Source organism: Streptomyces sp. NPDC096079, assembly GCF_040303145.1.
GTDB lineage: Bacteria > Actinomycetota > Actinomycetes > Streptomycetales > Streptomycetaceae > Streptomyces.
The window spans coordinates 16693-31850 of the sequence record NZ_JBEOST010000032.1; the positions used below are offsets into that span (position 1 = coordinate 16693).

General features: G+C 71.4%; 12 protein-coding genes. 8 read left to right on the top strand and 4 right to left on the bottom strand.

The window, feature by feature from the left end:
- Nucleotides 1–140: 140 nt before the first annotated feature.
- Complete coding sequence (locus ABTY59_RS35085) at nt 141–407, bottom strand: hypothetical protein (RefSeq protein WP_352023190.1); 267 nt, start codon at nt 405–407, stop codon at nt 141–143.
- Nucleotides 408–518: 111 nt separating this feature from the next.
- Here ABTY59_RS35085 and ABTY59_RS35090 point away from each other — a divergent pair, with 111 nt between their 5' ends.
- Both ABTY59_RS35090 and ABTY59_RS35095 read left to right on the top strand, forming a co-directional pair.
- Nucleotides 519–965, top strand: a complete 447-nt coding sequence (locus ABTY59_RS35090) for a CU044_2847 family protein (protein ID WP_352023191.1) — start codon at nt 519–521, stop codon at nt 963–965.
- Nucleotides 966–1041: 76 nt separating this feature from the next.
- Entirely contained in the window at nt 1042–5469 is a 4428-nt protein-coding gene (locus ABTY59_RS35095; RefSeq protein WP_352023192.1) for an nSTAND1 domain-containing NTPase, read from the top strand.
- A 12-nt stretch (nt 5470–5481) separates the two neighbouring features.
- Here the strand turns inward: ABTY59_RS35095 and ABTY59_RS35100 are convergent, their stop codons facing one another.
- A complete protein-coding gene (locus ABTY59_RS35100) occupies nt 5482–7023 on the bottom strand; it encodes a PucR family transcriptional regulator (protein ID WP_352023193.1) in 1542 nt (513 codons plus the stop codon).
- Between the two features lie 173 nt (nt 7024–7196).
- Here ABTY59_RS35100 and ABTY59_RS35105 point away from each other — a divergent pair, with 173 nt between their 5' ends.
- From ABTY59_RS35105 to ABTY59_RS35115, 3 genes are all read left to right on the top strand, one after another.
- On the top strand, nt 7197–8651 hold the full coding sequence (locus tag ABTY59_RS35105; RefSeq protein WP_352023194.1) for a purine-cytosine permease family protein: 1455 nt from the start codon (nt 7197–7199) through the stop codon (nt 8649–8651).
- Entirely contained in the window at nt 8648–9175 is a 528-nt protein-coding gene (locus ABTY59_RS35110; protein ID WP_352023195.1) for a nucleoside deaminase, read from the top strand. The genes ABTY59_RS35105 and ABTY59_RS35110 overlap by 4 nt, the downstream gene beginning before the upstream one ends.
- Before the next feature lie 190 nt (nt 9176–9365).
- Nucleotides 9366–9785: an MmcQ/YjbR family DNA-binding protein gene (locus ABTY59_RS35115; protein WP_352023196.1), complete on the top strand. Its 420-nt coding sequence runs from the start codon at nt 9366–9368 to the stop codon at nt 9783–9785.
- 46 nt (nt 9786–9831) lie between these two features.
- Here the strand turns inward: ABTY59_RS35115 and ABTY59_RS35120 are convergent, their stop codons facing one another.
- Together ABTY59_RS35120 and ABTY59_RS35125 are read right to left on the bottom strand one after the other, a co-directional pair.
- The gene (locus ABTY59_RS35120; RefSeq protein WP_352023197.1) at nt 9832–10257 is read right to left on the bottom strand and encodes a type II toxin-antitoxin system Phd/YefM family antitoxin; all 426 of its coding nucleotides are present in this window, start codon (nt 10255–10257) and stop codon (nt 9832–9834) included.
- Nucleotides 10258–10323: 66 nt separating this feature from the next.
- On the bottom strand, nt 10324–11205 hold the full coding sequence (locus tag ABTY59_RS35125) for a winged helix-turn-helix transcriptional regulator (RefSeq protein ID WP_352023222.1): 882 nt from the start codon (nt 11203–11205) through the stop codon (nt 10324–10326).
- Nucleotides 11206–11339: 134 nt separating this feature from the next.
- Here ABTY59_RS35125 and ABTY59_RS35130 point away from each other — a divergent pair, with 134 nt between their 5' ends.
- The 3 genes from ABTY59_RS35130 to ABTY59_RS35140 all read left to right on the top strand — a co-directional run bounded on the left by ABTY59_RS35130 (nt 11340) and on the right by ABTY59_RS35140 (nt 14726).
- Nucleotides 11340–12596: an MFS transporter gene (locus tag ABTY59_RS35130; RefSeq protein WP_352023198.1), complete on the top strand. Its 1257-nt coding sequence runs from the start codon at nt 11340–11342 to the stop codon at nt 12594–12596.
- Between the two features lie 86 nt (nt 12597–12682).
- A complete protein-coding gene (locus ABTY59_RS35135; protein WP_352023199.1) occupies nt 12683–13459 on the top strand; it encodes a MerR family transcriptional regulator in 777 nt (258 codons plus the stop codon).
- A gap of 19 nt (nt 13460–13478) precedes the next feature.
- Nucleotides 13479–14726 (top strand): glycosyltransferase, encoded by a 1248-nt coding sequence (locus ABTY59_RS35140; protein WP_352023200.1) that lies wholly within the window; start codon nt 13479–13481, stop codon nt 14724–14726.
- Nucleotides 14727–15158: the final 432 nt, after the last annotated feature.

A 15158-nucleotide genomic window follows, 5' to 3' on the forward strand; every position in this document is an offset into this window, starting at 1 on the left:
TGTGCTTACCCGATTAGCCGTGCAGGCGGGTCCTCAGGCGAGAGGTGTGCCGTGTCGTGGCTGCGGCGGCCGGTGGTGGGCGGTGCGCGGTCTGACGGTGATGCCGACGGCCAGGGCCCAGTAGACGACCAGTGCGGCGGTCAGGGCGGTGTTGCCCAGCCGACGGCGCTGTAGAAGTCGGCGGCGTCGGTGCCGAAGAACAGGGACGGGACGAAGGCGAGGTTGACGAGCGCGACGGCGTAGGCGAGGCGCCCGGTCCAGCGTGGCAGCACCCCGCTGCGCAGGATGGCGTAGGCAGGGCCGGAGCCGAACACCAGGCGCGCGAGCCACTCGTAGCCGGTGCCCGCGGTGCGGATCAGAGGGCGCAGCCCGGTGAGGAAGACCAGGAGGGCGGGACGCCGACACACCGCCCCGACCGGCCCTGTGACTCTCCGCACACATCCGGATATCCTCTCCGGGCACTTTGCGAGACGCCTAACTCTGGCGTCTGGAGGCTCAGTTCACGATCGGGGAACGTCATGACGCTGTCGGAAGGCCACGCCCTCTACACAGTCGAAGTGCCGCTGGGGAGCGGCGGCGAGATGGTACGAGTGCAGGTGAACGACCGCGGAGAGGACGTCGTGCGCGTCGGGCGCGGCAGCCGTACGATCACCCGCGCCGAGCAGTCCCTGGAGCAGATGCTGGATGTCGTACGGCCGGTCGCGGACGCCTTCGTCGGCCGCTGCCGTGGCATGCTCCGGTCGCCGGACGAGGCGACCCTCGAATTCGGGATGTCGCTCTCCGCCGACGCGAAGGTTCTCATCGCGGGCTCCTCCGCGGAGGCCAACTTCTCCGTCAGCCTCACCTGGAACAGCATCCCCGCCGATGGGGACGTGGCGCCGGAAACCCCACCCGGCCCGCAGTCCACGGAACCCGGCCCGCAGTCCACGGACCAAGGCCCGGCGGGCCCCGCCTCCAGCGGCTGAGGCGTCCGCGTCAGGCCGGGATCCGTCCGCGCACCGTCAGCGCCCTCCCGCTCTCCTAACCCTCCGAGGAGACCCTGTGCACGACCAGGACGAAGCCGGCCGCTCTGCGGCCGGAGCCGGGCACGGTGAACACGAGGACGCCGAAACCGTCCTCGCCTCCGGCACGGTCCGCCTCAGAGACGGGAACGGCGACTCCGCCGGTACCGGATTCCTCGTCGGCGACGGGCTCGTCCTCACCTGCGCCCACGTGGTGTGCGACGCGCTCGGGACACCCCGCGACACCGAGGTGCTCCCCGGAACCCGTGTCACCCTCGACATGCCGCTCCTCGCCGGGCCGGGAGCCGCAGGGCATGGCATCGAAGCGGAGGTGGCGCACTGGGTGCCGATCCGGGAGGACCGGAGCGGCGATGTGGCCGTGATCCGACTGCTCTCACCGGCACCGGGCGCGCGGCCCCTGCCGATCAGCCTGTCACGGCGTCTGTGGGAACACGGGTCCCGCCTCGTCGGCTTCACCGGGGCCTCCGACCTGCCCGTGTGGCAGCGGGGCAGTCTCCTCGGCCCGGTGGGGAAGGGTTGGGTGCAGCTGTCCCGGGCGGACGGGCAGACGGTCCGTATCACCGGCGGTTTCAGCGGCGGCCCCGTCTGGGACAACGCCCTCGGCGCCGCCGTCGGCATGATCGTGGCCGCAGAGCCCGTACGGGACGACCAGCAGGCGTACATGCTGCACCTCGGGGCGCTCGCCGATGAGATCCCCGCTCTCGCGGAGGCGTTCCTGGCCCCGACACCCTTCCGTGGCCTGGAGCCCTTCCGCGAGGAGGACGCCGACGTCTTCTTCGGCCGCGAGGAGGACACCGAGTCCGTGGTCACGGCACTGCGCGGTGACCGTGCCGCGGTGACGTTGTGCGGGCCCTCGGGATGCGGAAAGTCCTCTCTCGCCCTCGCGGGGGTGGCGCCCGCGATGCGCCGTGCCGGACACGAGGTGGTGGTCGTCCACTGCGGGCGCACCTCCAGCCCCGTGAGCGCCCTCGCGGTCGAACTCCTCGAACTGGCAAGGCAGGAACGGTTCGGGCCGTCGCGCGCCGTCGGCGTCGATCGGGTCGCCACCTGGCTGACCGGGGCGGGTCTCGCGGACACCGTCCACCGGCTCACCGGCAGCGCCACCACCGACCTCCTCGTCGTACTGGACCAGGCAGAGGCCCTGCTCGACCTGCCCCAGGAGAACCTCACGGCCCTCCTGTCGGTGCTCTTCCCCGCCCGGCGCACCGCCGGGATGCGGGTGCTGCTCACCTTGCGCGCCGACTTCGTCGACGCGGTCCTGAGCCACGAGGACCTCGGCCCGGTGCTGAAACGGGGAGCCGTCCTGCCGCTGACCCCGATGACCCGGGAGCAGTTGCACGCCGTCATCACCCGTCCCGTGGACCGCGTCCCCGGTGTCTCGTACGAACCGGGTCTGGTCCGCCGCATCCTCGAGGACGCCGGCGGTGAGCCCGGCGCCCTTCCCCTCCTCTCCTTCGTCCTGCGACACCTGTGGGAGGAACAGTCGGGCGGCCGTCTGAGGGCCGACGCGTACGAGAGGGCCGGTGGCGTCTCCGGCGCGCTGCGCAGGCACGCGGAGGAGGCGTGGCGGAAATACGTCCCGTCCGTGACCGGCCCCCGGGGCTCCGCAGGCGCCCCGCAGACTCCTGACCCCAGGGAAGCCGTCACGCAAGCGCGGCGGCTGCTCGCCGGACTGGTGCGCGTGGTGCCGGGCAGCGGTTCACCGGCACTGCGGCGGGTGCTGACCCGGGCGGAAGCCGGCGAGCAGCGGTGGCGCCTGGCCGTGCTGTTCGCCGGGAAGGACGAGCGTCTGCTGGTGCTCCACGGCGGGGCCGGCGTGCCGGAGAGTGTGGAACTCGCCCACGAAGCCCTCATCACAGCCTGGCCGACCCTGTCCGAAGTGGTGCGCGAGGACCGGGATTTCCTCGCGGCGCGCGCCGAGTTGCAGAACGACAGGGAACGCTGGGAGAGAGAAGCCCGCGCCGACGAGCTCCTGCCGCGGGGGGCGCAGCTCGTCTCTCTCGAGGACCGTATCGCCGGGCGCAGGGACGAACTGACGGCAGCCGAGACCGACTTCCTCGACCTCGCAGACCGGCAGCGCCGGGCAATCCGGCAACTGCACCGTGCCCGGCAGCGGAACTTCCGACTGGCCTGGACCGCCGGCAGCCTCGCGATGGTGCTCATCGCCGCCTTGAGCGTGTTCTCCGTCCAGGAGTCCCGGGTGAGCAGGGAGAGGGCAGCGGAAGGCCGGTCCAGGACGCTGGCAGTGCAGGCGGACGAGCTGGCCGAGACCAACCCCGCCCAGGCCGCCCTGGCCGCGATGGCGGGCTACGACATCTCCCCGACTCAGGAGGCCCGCAACGCGCTGCTGCGCCGCTACGCCTCGGCCAGGGAAAGGGCATGGATCCTGTCGGGCGTCGAAGGAAAGATCGACAGCGTCGCGATGAGCGCGAACGGCGAGGTGACTCTGGCGACCTCCGACACCCGGCGCGCGACCCTGTTCCTGCGTACGGAGCAGGGCAAGGTACGGCAGGTCAACCTCCGGCTCCGTCCCAACGTCCTGTCGCCCACGGTCAGCCTGGACGGGCGGCGCATCGCCTACGTGCGCGACGAGGACCGAGCAGTCGTCTGGCACGACGTCACGCCCACGGCGCCGTACGCGGTGGGACCTGCGCATCTCCTCAAAGCCCCACCGGTGAAGGCGAAGCCGGATGACGGGGGCAACCTGCGCAAGCTGATCGACTTCTCGCGCACGTCCCGCTACCTCGTCGAGGCAGCGGCCGATTCCACGACGTTCCCGGTGCGTGTCTGGGATCTGGAGACGGGGCGTCGGCACGACCTGCCGAAGGACATCCCAGGGATCAAGTCCATCTCGTTCGGCCCTGACGACACCACGCTGGTGGCCACGGGGACCACCTCGTCCCAGAGAGAGGCGATGGACGCCGTCGACATCCGGAGCGGTACGAGGCGGCGTTTGGTCACAGAGGGCGACCACAGCAGCGTGTCGAAGGACGGAACCGTGGTCATCACCTGCCATGCGGGGGACAGCGCGTCCTCGACCAATGCCCTGTACCAGACGGTACGAGTGGCGGACCGGCGGATCCTGCGCGGTTACCGACCCGACACCACCGTGTGTGAACCTGCGATTCTCGACGCCGAGGGCGACCGGTTCGCCCTGACCGGCTACGGAGGCACCTGGGACATCGTCGACACCGACGGCGACGATCGACCGCGAAGAGTCGTGGCTCCTTCTGGCGTATCCCTCTTCGACATCACTCCTGAGCTGCCCTTGCTCGGCTCCGAACGGGAGCCCGTCCTGGCCTTCAAGGACGACAGTTCGGTCTCCGGACGAACCCTGGTGAGCGCCGATGGAGCCACCGCCTATGGTGTGCCGAGACTGCTCGGCGACGGACGCACGATGGTGGTCCGCCTCGGGAAGAGAGGCGAGACCCTGCGCGTCATGGAGACCGAGGGCGACAATCGCGCCCGGGCCGAAGTGTCCGTCAAGGCCAAGGTACCGCCGGCCAAGGAGCAGGTCATCGCCGTCAACGGCGCCGAGACACTGATGGCGGACGTGGCGGACAAGAACCGGGTGACGGTCCGCCGACTACCCTCCCTGCGCGTCCTGTCAGAGTTCAGCACGGCCGCCGAACCGCCCGTCGTCGACTGGGATCCCCACGACCTCTTCTCCCCGCCCGGCGACGACGGTGAGCTGGAACCCATCGACCTCGTCTTCCTCCCCGGTGACCGGCTCGTGACGGTCGTCGGCTCCCGCGTCGAACTGTGGGACGCCCGCACGGGGCGTCGCCTCTCCTCGATCGACCTGAACGACCTCCGGCTCACATCCCGGAACCGGCCGGAGTACCACGTGACTCCCCACCGCGACCCGGACCTGCTGGCGGTCAGCGTGGACGACGAGCCGGACCTGCACGCCGTCGACCTGCGGACAGGCCGGGTGAGGGAGGACCTCCGCATTCGATTCGCCGACAACTTCCTCACCGCGTACTTCCTCAAGGACACGCGCTACATGGCCGTACTGACCTCGGGACGCATCCTGGAGCTGTGGTCCGTCGGTCCGGAGGAACGGACACACCGAGTGGCTGCCTTCCCCAAGCCGCTGCGCCCCGGCGAATGGGCAGTGGGCAACCCCAGCGGAGCACAGTACTTCCTGGCTGCCGACAGTTCCGTGACCTTCCTGAAAGCCGACGATCCGTCGTATCGGGAGACCTACGAGTTCGCCGAGAGCCAGCGCGTCATCTCTGCCACCAGGGACGGCATGGCCCTGTTCGGCTCTCCCGTGGCCGGCGGTTCCTCACTCGATGGGTTCGGGAGAACGCCCCTCTCCCTGACCCGGCTGGACCCCACCCTGTGGAAGCGACACCTGTGCAAGGTGATCGGCCGTGACCTCACCGACGACGAACGCCGCAGCCTGCCCGGCCGGCTGCCCGACAAGATCTGCACCGACTGATCCGTACAGGGCTCAGGGGTTCTGGCCGATGGTGCACGCGAGGTAGAGGTCGACGCGGTCGCGGGCGGTGGACAGGTCGCGGCCGGTGAGGCGTTCGATGCGCCCGATGCGGTAATGGAGGGTGCTGACGTGGATGTGGAGGGCGGCCGCGGTCGTGCGCCAGGCGCCGTTCTCGCCCAGGAACGCCGTCAGGGTGTGTACGAGTTCGGCGCCGTGCTCGGAGTCGTACGCCTCCAGGGGGCCGAGCAGTCGGTGGCGGTAGGAGGCACGGATCTCGGCCGGGACGCCGGCGAGGAGCAGCAGGTGGGAGTCGAGTTCGGCCGCGGTGACCAGGGCGAGGCGTTGGGGGCGCAGGGCGGCGAGGCGGGCGGCGTGACGGGACTCTTCCAGGGCGCGCTCCAGACCGGACGCGGGGGAGGCGGCGGCGCTGAGGCCGAAGGCGATCCGGCCGCCGTCGGCGGCGGGTTCGAACAGGGCGAGGCGGATGCGCAGGAGCTCCGCCAGGTGTTCGCCGTCGTCCGTCTGGTCCAGGGAGACGAGGAGGGTGAGCCCGTGCTGGCCGCCGGCGACGACCGCCTTGGCACGGGACGTCTCGTCGACGACGCTCTCGGCGAGGTCGGCGGCGAGGTCCCAGGGGCGCAGGGCGCCGCGGGTGAGGGCGGTGAGGGCGAGCAGTGGACGGTCCGGCGAAATGCCTGCGGTGAGCAGGCGCGCGTGGACGGTTCCCGGGGGAGCGCCGCCGTCGACGAGGGCGATCAGGTCGGCGTGGAAGCGTTGTTCGGTGCGGCGGCGTTCGTCGCGCCGTGCGCCGCCGAGGGCGAGGAGTTCGGCTGTCTGTTCGGCGGTGCCGAGGCCGTCCGGGCCGAGGCCGGCCGGTGTGCCGCGGATGACGAGGTGGCCGCCGCCGGCGCCGTGCCGTCCTATCGGCAGCACGGTGTATCCGTTGGTGGAGGCGGGCTGCTGCTGCGCACGCAGCGCCTGCACCGCCAGCTGTGCGCGCAGGGCCGAGGGCAGCGCGTCGTCGGGACCCGCGAGGAGGCGCCCGGCGACGGACAGTGCCCAGCAGTCGGTGTCGAGTTCGGTGGCGAGCATCGCGACGAGGCCGCCCAGGTCGGCGCCCTCGACGAGCGCGGCGACGAGCCGCCGGTGACGGCCCAGCACCTCGGCGAGCTCCCGGCCGCGCTCGCGGTTGATCCGCTCGATCACGGTGCGGGACAGCGCCCCGTACGAGATCTCGGGCCCGGCCGCCAGGACCGGGATGCCGCGGCGCGCGCACGCCTCGACCAGAAGCGCCGGCACCTCACCGAGCAGGAGGTCGCCGGCCACGAGGGCGGCGGCCCCACCGTGGGCGAGTGAGGCGGCGAAGGTCTCGCAGTCGGCGGGTGTGCGGTACCAGCCTTCGCTGGTCAGGACGAGTTCGCCGCCGGTGAGGAAGGCGTTCGGCTCCAGCAGGTCGGTGGTGTAGACCCAGCGCAGCTCACGGTCGAGCGGCACATCCGGGGTCAGCAGCTTCAGCCGCAGCCCCTGTTCCCCGAGCAGGTCCTGTACGCGCACGGCGCTCCGCCTTCCGGTCCTGGTTTCCGACGATCGTAGGAAACGAGGACGGATTTTGGCCACCGCTTCGCACCGATGGACGCTGTCGGTGACCTGGCCGACGGGTGTGTACTGCCGTTGCTGCAGCACTCCGGCATCCCTGACTTCCTACGAATGATGGAAGGGGGCACACCATGATCTCATCAGGCCCTCTCGCACAGCGGCTCACCGCCGCGGTGCGCTCCGCCACAACAGTGGAGACCTCGGGCGTCGAACCGATACCCGCCGACGACCGCGAAGGCGGACCGGGCTCTTCGTTCACGCTCTGGTTCAGCTCCAACGTGCAGTTCTCCAGCCTCACCGGCGGCATGCTCGCCACCGCCGCCTTCGGCCTGGGCTGGGCGCAGGCCCTGCTCGCGATCGTGCTCGGCAGCGCCGTGGGTGCGGCGGCCATCGGGATCACGTCCACCTTCGGCCCGCCCCAGGGCGTCGGGCTGCTCGTGCAGACCCGGCTCCCCCTGGGCCGGCGCGGCGCCGCGGTCCCGGCGGTGCTGGTGTTCTTCAAGGCGTGCGCGTGGTTCGCGGTCAACTCGATCCTCGGGGCCTTCGCCGTCCAGACCCTGATCGGCACCGGCTTCGGACCGGCCTTCGCTGTCGTCACCCTCGCGCAGGTGGCGATCGCGCTCGTCGGCTACGGCTTCATCCACCTGGTGCAGAAGGCGATGGCGCTCGTCCTGCCGCTGCTCTTCATCGGCGTCTCCCTGTACGGATACACCGAGAGCGACCTCGGCTCCGGCTTCGACCCGGCCAAGGCCGGCCCGCTCGGCTTCGCCGGCGCCTTCGCCCTGGTGGTGGCCATCCAGGCGGCACGGGCGCTGAGCTTCTCCTCGTACGCCGCCGACTACACCCGCTACATGCCCGTCGACACCCCGCCCCGCACACTGTTCCTGTACGCCTTCACCGGCACCTGGCTCGGCTCGGTGTGGATCGCGAGTCTCGGCGCCGCCATCGGCACGATCGCCTTCATCGGCACCCCCACCGATCTCGTCGGCCAGGTCCTGCCCGGCGCGCTCGCCACCGTCACCATGCTCGCCCTCGGCGTCTCCACGATCACCTCCAGCTGCCTGGACTGCTACTCCGGCGCCCTGGCCTGGCTGATCGCCGGGGTGCGGATGGCCCGCTGGCAGGCGGTCCTGGTCGTCGGCGGACTCGGCAGCGCCATGGGCTGGTTCGCCGGCCAGGGCGACTACTGGAAGTCGTTCGAGAACTTCCTGATCATCCTCGGCAACTGGATCGCCCCCTGGCTCGCCGTGATGCTCGTCCAGCGCTTCCTCGTCCGGGCCACCCCCGACGAGGAGGCACCCCGCAACGTCGGGCCCGGATTCGCCGCCTGGCTCCTCGGACTGCTCGCCGCGGTCCCCTTCATGAGCCAGCCGGGCGTCTTCGTGGGCCCGATCGCCGAGAGCCACCCCGCCCTCGGCGCGTGCGCCGCGGCCGTCGCCTTTTTGACGGCCGGGCTCCTGCACTACGCGCTCACCCGCAACTCCAGGGCACGAGCCACCACCCACTCCACCCAGAACCCCACCGACACCGACACCGACACCGACACCGACACCGACACCGACACTCCCAAGGAGATCCCCGCATGACCACCGTCCCGGCCACGACCCCCGCGACCGCCACGACCCCCACGACCTCCGCGACCGACACCGACCTCGCCCGTCTGCGCGCCTCGGTCGACATCGCCCGCCGCTCACGCGCGGCCGGTAACCACCCCTTCGGTGCCCTCCTCGCCGGCCCCGACGGAGAGATCCTGCTCGAGGCGGAGAACACGGTCACCACCGACCGCAACGCCACCGGCCACGCCGAGACCAACCTCGTCCGCCTCTCCACCCAGAAGTACGACGCCGACTTCCTGCGCACCTGCACGCTCTACACCAGCACCGAGCCGTGTGCGATGTGCTCCGGCGCCATCTACTGGGGCAACATCGGCCGTGTCGTCTACGCGCTCGGCGAGGACGAACTCCTCGCCCTGACCGGCGCCAACGAGGAGAACCCCACGATGTCCCTCCCGTGCCGCGAGGTCTTCAAGGCCGGCCAGCGCGACCTCCCGGTCATCGGCCCGGTCGACCTCCCCGAGGCGCGCGAGATCCACAACGGCTTCTGGAACTGACCTCCGCAAGCCCACCATGCTCCCTCCCGGAGGCGTCAGGGACCTCCGGGAGGGCCATCGGCGGGTCCTATCGGAAGCTTGGCACCTTCCGATAGGGCCCGCCCAACCCCCTCCCGGGAGCCGTCAGGGACTCCCGGGAGGGGGCCGTGCGGGGTTCGCGGGGGAGGGGGCGGATCGGTAGTGTCGGTGCATGTCCAGTCCAGGAGACGTGCCCCCGGAGATCCTCGACGCATTGCGGTCGATCTGTCGGCAGCTGCCCGAGTCCTACGAGGAACCAGCCTGGATCGGCGTGCGCTGGCGGATCCGTACGCGCACGTTCGCGCACGTCTACGCACCGGACGTGGACCGCTCCCCGTTCTACGCCCCGTACGCGACCGAGGGCCAGGAGCTGGTCGTGATGACGTTCCGGGTGCCCGCCGACGACCTGCTCGGCCTGACCGCCCCCGGGTTTCCGTTCTTCCGGGCCGGCTGGGGCCACAACGCCGTCGTCGCCGTTCTCGGTGAGCACACCGACTGGACGGAGCTCGCCGAGCTGATCACCGACAGCTACCGCGGTATGGCTCCGAAGTTCCTCGCCGCCCAACTCCCTCTCCTCCCACCGCTCCGCTGACCTGTGGGTGCTCGGCTACGCAACATTGGACCGCCCGGGGCTCCGGTCAGTTCACCGGAGGTTGCCGGGCAAGGAACTCGGCGAATGCCGCGGCCTGCTTCGGGTCCATGTATTCCTGCCGGCCGTACATGGCCTGCTCGTCCAGCCAGGCGACGTGAGCGGCCGGACGCAGCTCGGCGACGACCAGGTGCCCGCGGGTGAAGGTGGCGCGGTGGCCGTCCGCGTGGATGTAGCGGGTGTAGTCGCCGTGCTGTTCGGGGCCGGGCGGCCGTTCCTCGGCGGCTACCGGTACCGGCAGAGGCCCGTGGTAGCGCTGGGCGAAGTGCTCGGTTTCGGCGAGGTCGGCGGCCGCGATCAGCACGTGCGCCGGCGCCCCGTCCTCGGTGATGGTCACACGCTCGCCGGTCTCTTCGACCAGGGCGACCAGCGGCCCGAAATCAGGGGTGGGCTCCGGTAATTCGCTGCCTTTCATGTCACCACCGTACGTGTCGTGCCCGTCGGTGGCGGCCCTGGCCCGGCGGGCGGTGGGGCAGGGGCGTCAGTTCTGTGCTGTCAGGCGTCGTACGTGCGTCAGCGCTTCGTCGACCGCGGCAGGGATGTCTGTGACGGGAAAGTGTGTGTGCCGGACGGTGCGGTTGTGGTCCACGACCAGGATGGCTCGTTTGAGTCGCAGGAGTTGTCCGGCGCGGAACGTGGGCAGTCGCAGGGCGGCGGCGAGGTGGAGGTCGACGTCGGACAGGAGGGTGAACGGGATGTTCTCCTCGACTGCGAACGCTCTCTGTTCTTCGGGGCGTTGAGTGCTGATTCCGCGGACTTCGGCGCCGGCCGCGCGGATGTCCTCGTAGGCGTTCTTGAAGAGCCGGTTCTCCAGGGTGCAGCCGAGGGCGCCCGGGATGGTGGACCAGCTGTCGGGCAGGGGGCTGGGGCGTCCGGTGGCCGGGTAGCAGAACAGGACGGTGGCTGCGGTGTCGGCGACCGGGTCCACCGGTGCGCCGTCGCGGTGGCCGGGCAGCTTCAGGTCCGGCAGCCGCTCGCCCGCCAGGCCCGCGACGCGCCGGGCCTCCGCGCTCGCTTCGTCGGCGGTGCCGCTGAGCGAGCCGTCGCCGAAGATCCAGCGGTCCGCCCAGTCCTGCATCGACAGCAGCACCGGCAGCAGCGCCCGGCCGCTCTCGGTCAGCCGGTACTCGTGGCGCACCGGCCGGTCCTGGTAGGGGACCTTCTCCAGGACTCCTGTCTCCACCAGGTGCGCCAGGCGTTCGGTGAGCACCTTGCGGGAGATGCCGAGCTCCTCTTGGAGGGCGTCGAACCGGTGGTGCCCGCGCGCGGTCTCCCGGATGAGGAGCAGGCTCCACCAGTCGCCGATCACCGCCGCGGCCTGCGCGATCGCGCAGGCGGCGTCCCGCTCGGGCACCGACCTCATCACCATGTCTCCACTCCTGCGCGCACGGCGGCGCGCATGGGGTCCATCTTGCGCCATGAGGTTAGTTCCCGATAGAAACTCACTCGGAGCGAGTGGGTTCCGAAAAGAGACTAACCAATTCAGGGGGATGCCGCATGAGCGGGGCACGAGCGATCCAGGGCCAGGAGCAGCGTGACGACGAACAGGAGACCTCTCCGCCGGGCGTCTTCTGGCGCTACTGGAGCGCCGCCACCGTCAGCGGCGCGGGCAGCGCCGTCACCGCTCTGGCCCTGCCGCTGGTCGCCCTCACCGTCCTCGATTCCACCGCTCTCGAAGTGGCCCTGCTTGCCGCGGCCGGACAGGTCTCCTGGCTGCTGCTCAGCCTTCCGGCAGGCGTCGTCGCGCAGCGTGTGCCGCTGCGCCGGCTCCAGGTCACACTCGACCTCGTACGGTTCGCGGCGCTCGGATCGCTGCCCCTGGCTTGGTGGCTCGGCACCCTCACGTATGCGCACCTGCTGTTCTCGGCGCTCGTCACCGGCGCGGCGACGGTGCTGTTCGACATCGGCAACTCGACCTTCCTGCCCGCTGTCGTCCCCTCCCGGCAGCTGGCCGCCCGCAACAGCGTCATGTCCGGCACCCACGCCGTCACCGACACGGGCGGTCCCTCACTCGGCGGAGTCCTGATCGGCGTGACCGGCCCCGTCGGCGCGCTCGTCGTGGACTCCGCCAGCTACCTGGCCTCAGCCGTCCTCCTGCGCACCCTCCCCGAGACCCGGCCCGCACCCCGCACCGGTGAGAGCCCGCTGCGGCTGATGCGCGAGGGCTGGCAGTACGTCACCCGGCACCCGGTCATGCGCCCCTGCATGATCTGGGCGACCGCCGCCAACTTCCTCAACGCGGCCCTCGTCGCCCTCACCCCCCTCTACCTGGTCCGCGAGGCCGGCCTGGACGCCGTGCAGCTCGGCCTCGTCCTGGCCATGGACGGCGTCGGCGCGCTCGCCGGCGCCGCCGTCGCGGTCCGGGTGACCACGCGACTGGGCACCGCGTGGGGCATCATCGCCGCCGACCTGGCCGGCGGCACGCTGCTCCTGCTCGCCCCGCTGACCACGTCGGCGGGCGACGCCTACTGGTTCGCCCTGGGCAACGCCGGCTTCGCGTTCGGCACCGTCATCGGCTCGATCACCACCCGCACCTACCGGCAGACCCAGTCGCCCCCGCGGCTGCTGTCCCGCGTGATGGCCACGGTCCGCTTCGTCTCCTGGGGCGCGCTGCCGCTCGGCGCCCTCACCGCCGGCCTCCTCGCCACCCACATCGGCGCCCACACCGCCCTGTGGGCCGTCTGCGCCGCCGCCTTCGTGCCCCCGCTCTACCTCCTGTCCACCGCGGTGGGCCGCCACCGCGACCTCGTCTGACGCGTCGGCACCGGGGGACGGGCACGTCCCGGTTGACCCTGACGTTGCGTCAGGGTTGAGGATGCCGATGAACGAGGGGCAGGGACATGGGGTATTCGGTGGGCGAGGTCGCGGCTTTCGCCGGGGTGACGGTGCGGACACTGCACCACTACGACCGCGAAGGGCTGCTGTCACCCAGCGGCCGCAGCGGGTCGGGATACCGGCGCTATGACGATGCAGACCTCGCTCGCCTGCAGCAGATTCTCTTCTACCGCGAGCTGGGATTCCCCCTGGAGGAGATCGCCGAGATCCTTCGGGATCCGGAAGCCAATGCCGTGGAGTTCCTGCGGGCGCGGCAGCGGCGGCTGGAGGAGGAGATACGCCGGCTGCAGGGACTGGCCGCGGTGGCGGAGCGGGCGGTGGAGGTCCAGCGGACCGGTGTGCAGCTGACGCCCGAGGAACGTTTCGAGGTGTTCGGCGAGATCACGTTCGACCTCACCTATGCCACGCAGACGCAAGCGAAGTGGCAGGACAGTCCTGGGCATCAGCAGGCGATGGCGCGGGCCGCGGGCCATTCCAAGGAGGACTGGAGCCGCCTCATGGGAGAGGCGGCCGTGTGGCGGGAGGAACTGCTCGCCGCCTTCGACGACGGCGAGCCGGCCGACGGCGGGCGGGCGATGGACCTGGCCGAGTGGCACCGGCTTCATGTCAGCCGTTGGTTCACGCCGTGCCCCCCGTCCATGCACCGCCGTATCACAGAGGACTTCGCCGCCGACCCGCGCGCCTTCGCGCTGCTCGTGCCGCCGTCGCAGCAGCGTCCCGGCCTCGCGTCGTACCTGGCCCGTGCCGTGGACGCGAACGCGGCCCGCCGCACCGACGCATGACCACCACGAACGGAGGACCATGAAGGTGCTGATCGCGACGGCCGGATCACGCGGTGACGTCGCCCCGTACACGGGACTTGGCGCTTCCTTGCGCGACGCCGGACACGAGGTCGTCCTCGCCGCCACCCCTTCCTTCGCGGCGATGGCGGCGTCGGCCGGGCTGGACTTCCGGCCGCTGCCGGCTGACCCCGGCGCGCATGGTGACGCCCGCGGCAACCGGCACCTGCTGCGGGCCGCCTCCGCTTTCCTCGCCCAGCTTGGCGAGGGGTTCGCGGCTGCTGTGGACGAGGACACCGATCTGCTGCTTCTGTCGACGACCACCGCTCCGCTCGGCTGGCACGTGGCGGAGGCGAGAGGAATACCGAGCATGGGCGTGTACCTCCAACCCACCACACCGACCGCCGACTTCGCTCCACCCGTCGGCGCCGCCCGCTCGCTGGGAAGGCTCGGCAACCGGGCCGCCGGACAGCTGACGCTGCGCATGACCGACCGGGTGTACGCGCCCGCTGTCACACGTCTGCGGGCCCGGCTGGGCCTGCCCGCCCTGACCCCCGGGCAGATGCGCCGACGGCAGAACGAAGCCCGCTGGCCCGTCTTCCACGGCTTCAGTACGGCGCTGGTGCCGCGCCCGTCCGACTGGGAGAGCCATCTGACGGTGACCGGCTCCTGGTGGCCGCACACCGATCCGGCGCTCCCGCTGCCCGCTGAGCTGGAAGCCTTTCTGGCCGCGGGCCCCGCCCCCGTACTGGTCGGCTTCGGCAGCATGGCGACCGGACACGGACCCAGGCTCAGCGCCCTCGCGGTACAGGCCCTGCGGCAGGCCGGGCTGAGGGGTGTGCTGCAGTCCGGCGCCGCCTCACTCGCCGCCGCAGGAGACGACATCCTGACCATCGGCGACGTACCGCACAGCGCGCTGTTCCCGCGTCTGGCGGCCGTCGTCCACCACGCCGGAGCGGGCACCTCCGCCGCGGCACTGCGCGCCGCGCTGCCTTCCGTCACCGTGCCCGTCACCGCGGACCAGCCGTTCTGGGCGGCACGCCTCGCCATGATGGGCGCGGCGCCTTCCCCCCTCCCTTTCTCCACGCTGACCGGCGACAACCTCGCCGCCGCACTGTCCGCGGCGACCCGCGACCCGTCGTACACGAGGGCCGCGACGGCGGCTCAGCGCCACATGGCCACGGAGAAGTCGGCGGCAGCCGTCGTCGCGGCCGTGAAACGACTCGCGGACCAGGGCGAGACGCGGCAACGCCCGACGCCGCGGGACTGACTTCGTCGCGGCGCGGTGCGCTGGCGGTGACCAGGGTGCGTGGGCATGGGGACCTGCTTGAGGGGGACGCCCCGCGTCCGCCGAGTGCGGGCGGTGACGCCGACGTCGTGCGTGATCGAAGGTGCCCTCGCGCCCCCGTGTCTTCCAAACGAAGGTAGACAAGGAACTCCGCCAAAGAATCAGCTGTTTGCTCTGGTCCTTCCGCTCCCGAGAGAGCCGGTGGCGACCTTGTCTGGGGATCCCGGGAGATGCAGGGCCGCGACGCTGCCCCGGCGCTCGCGGGCAGGCACGAGGGCGACGGACGTAGCACGACCGCACTCCGGCGGCCGGGGGCGTGAAAGCTGTCCGCGCGTAGGGGGCGCGCTCGGCGCCGCTGGTGCGACAGTCGTCCCACGGCTGCATCCGCGTCCGGGGCCGCTGCTGACGGTACCT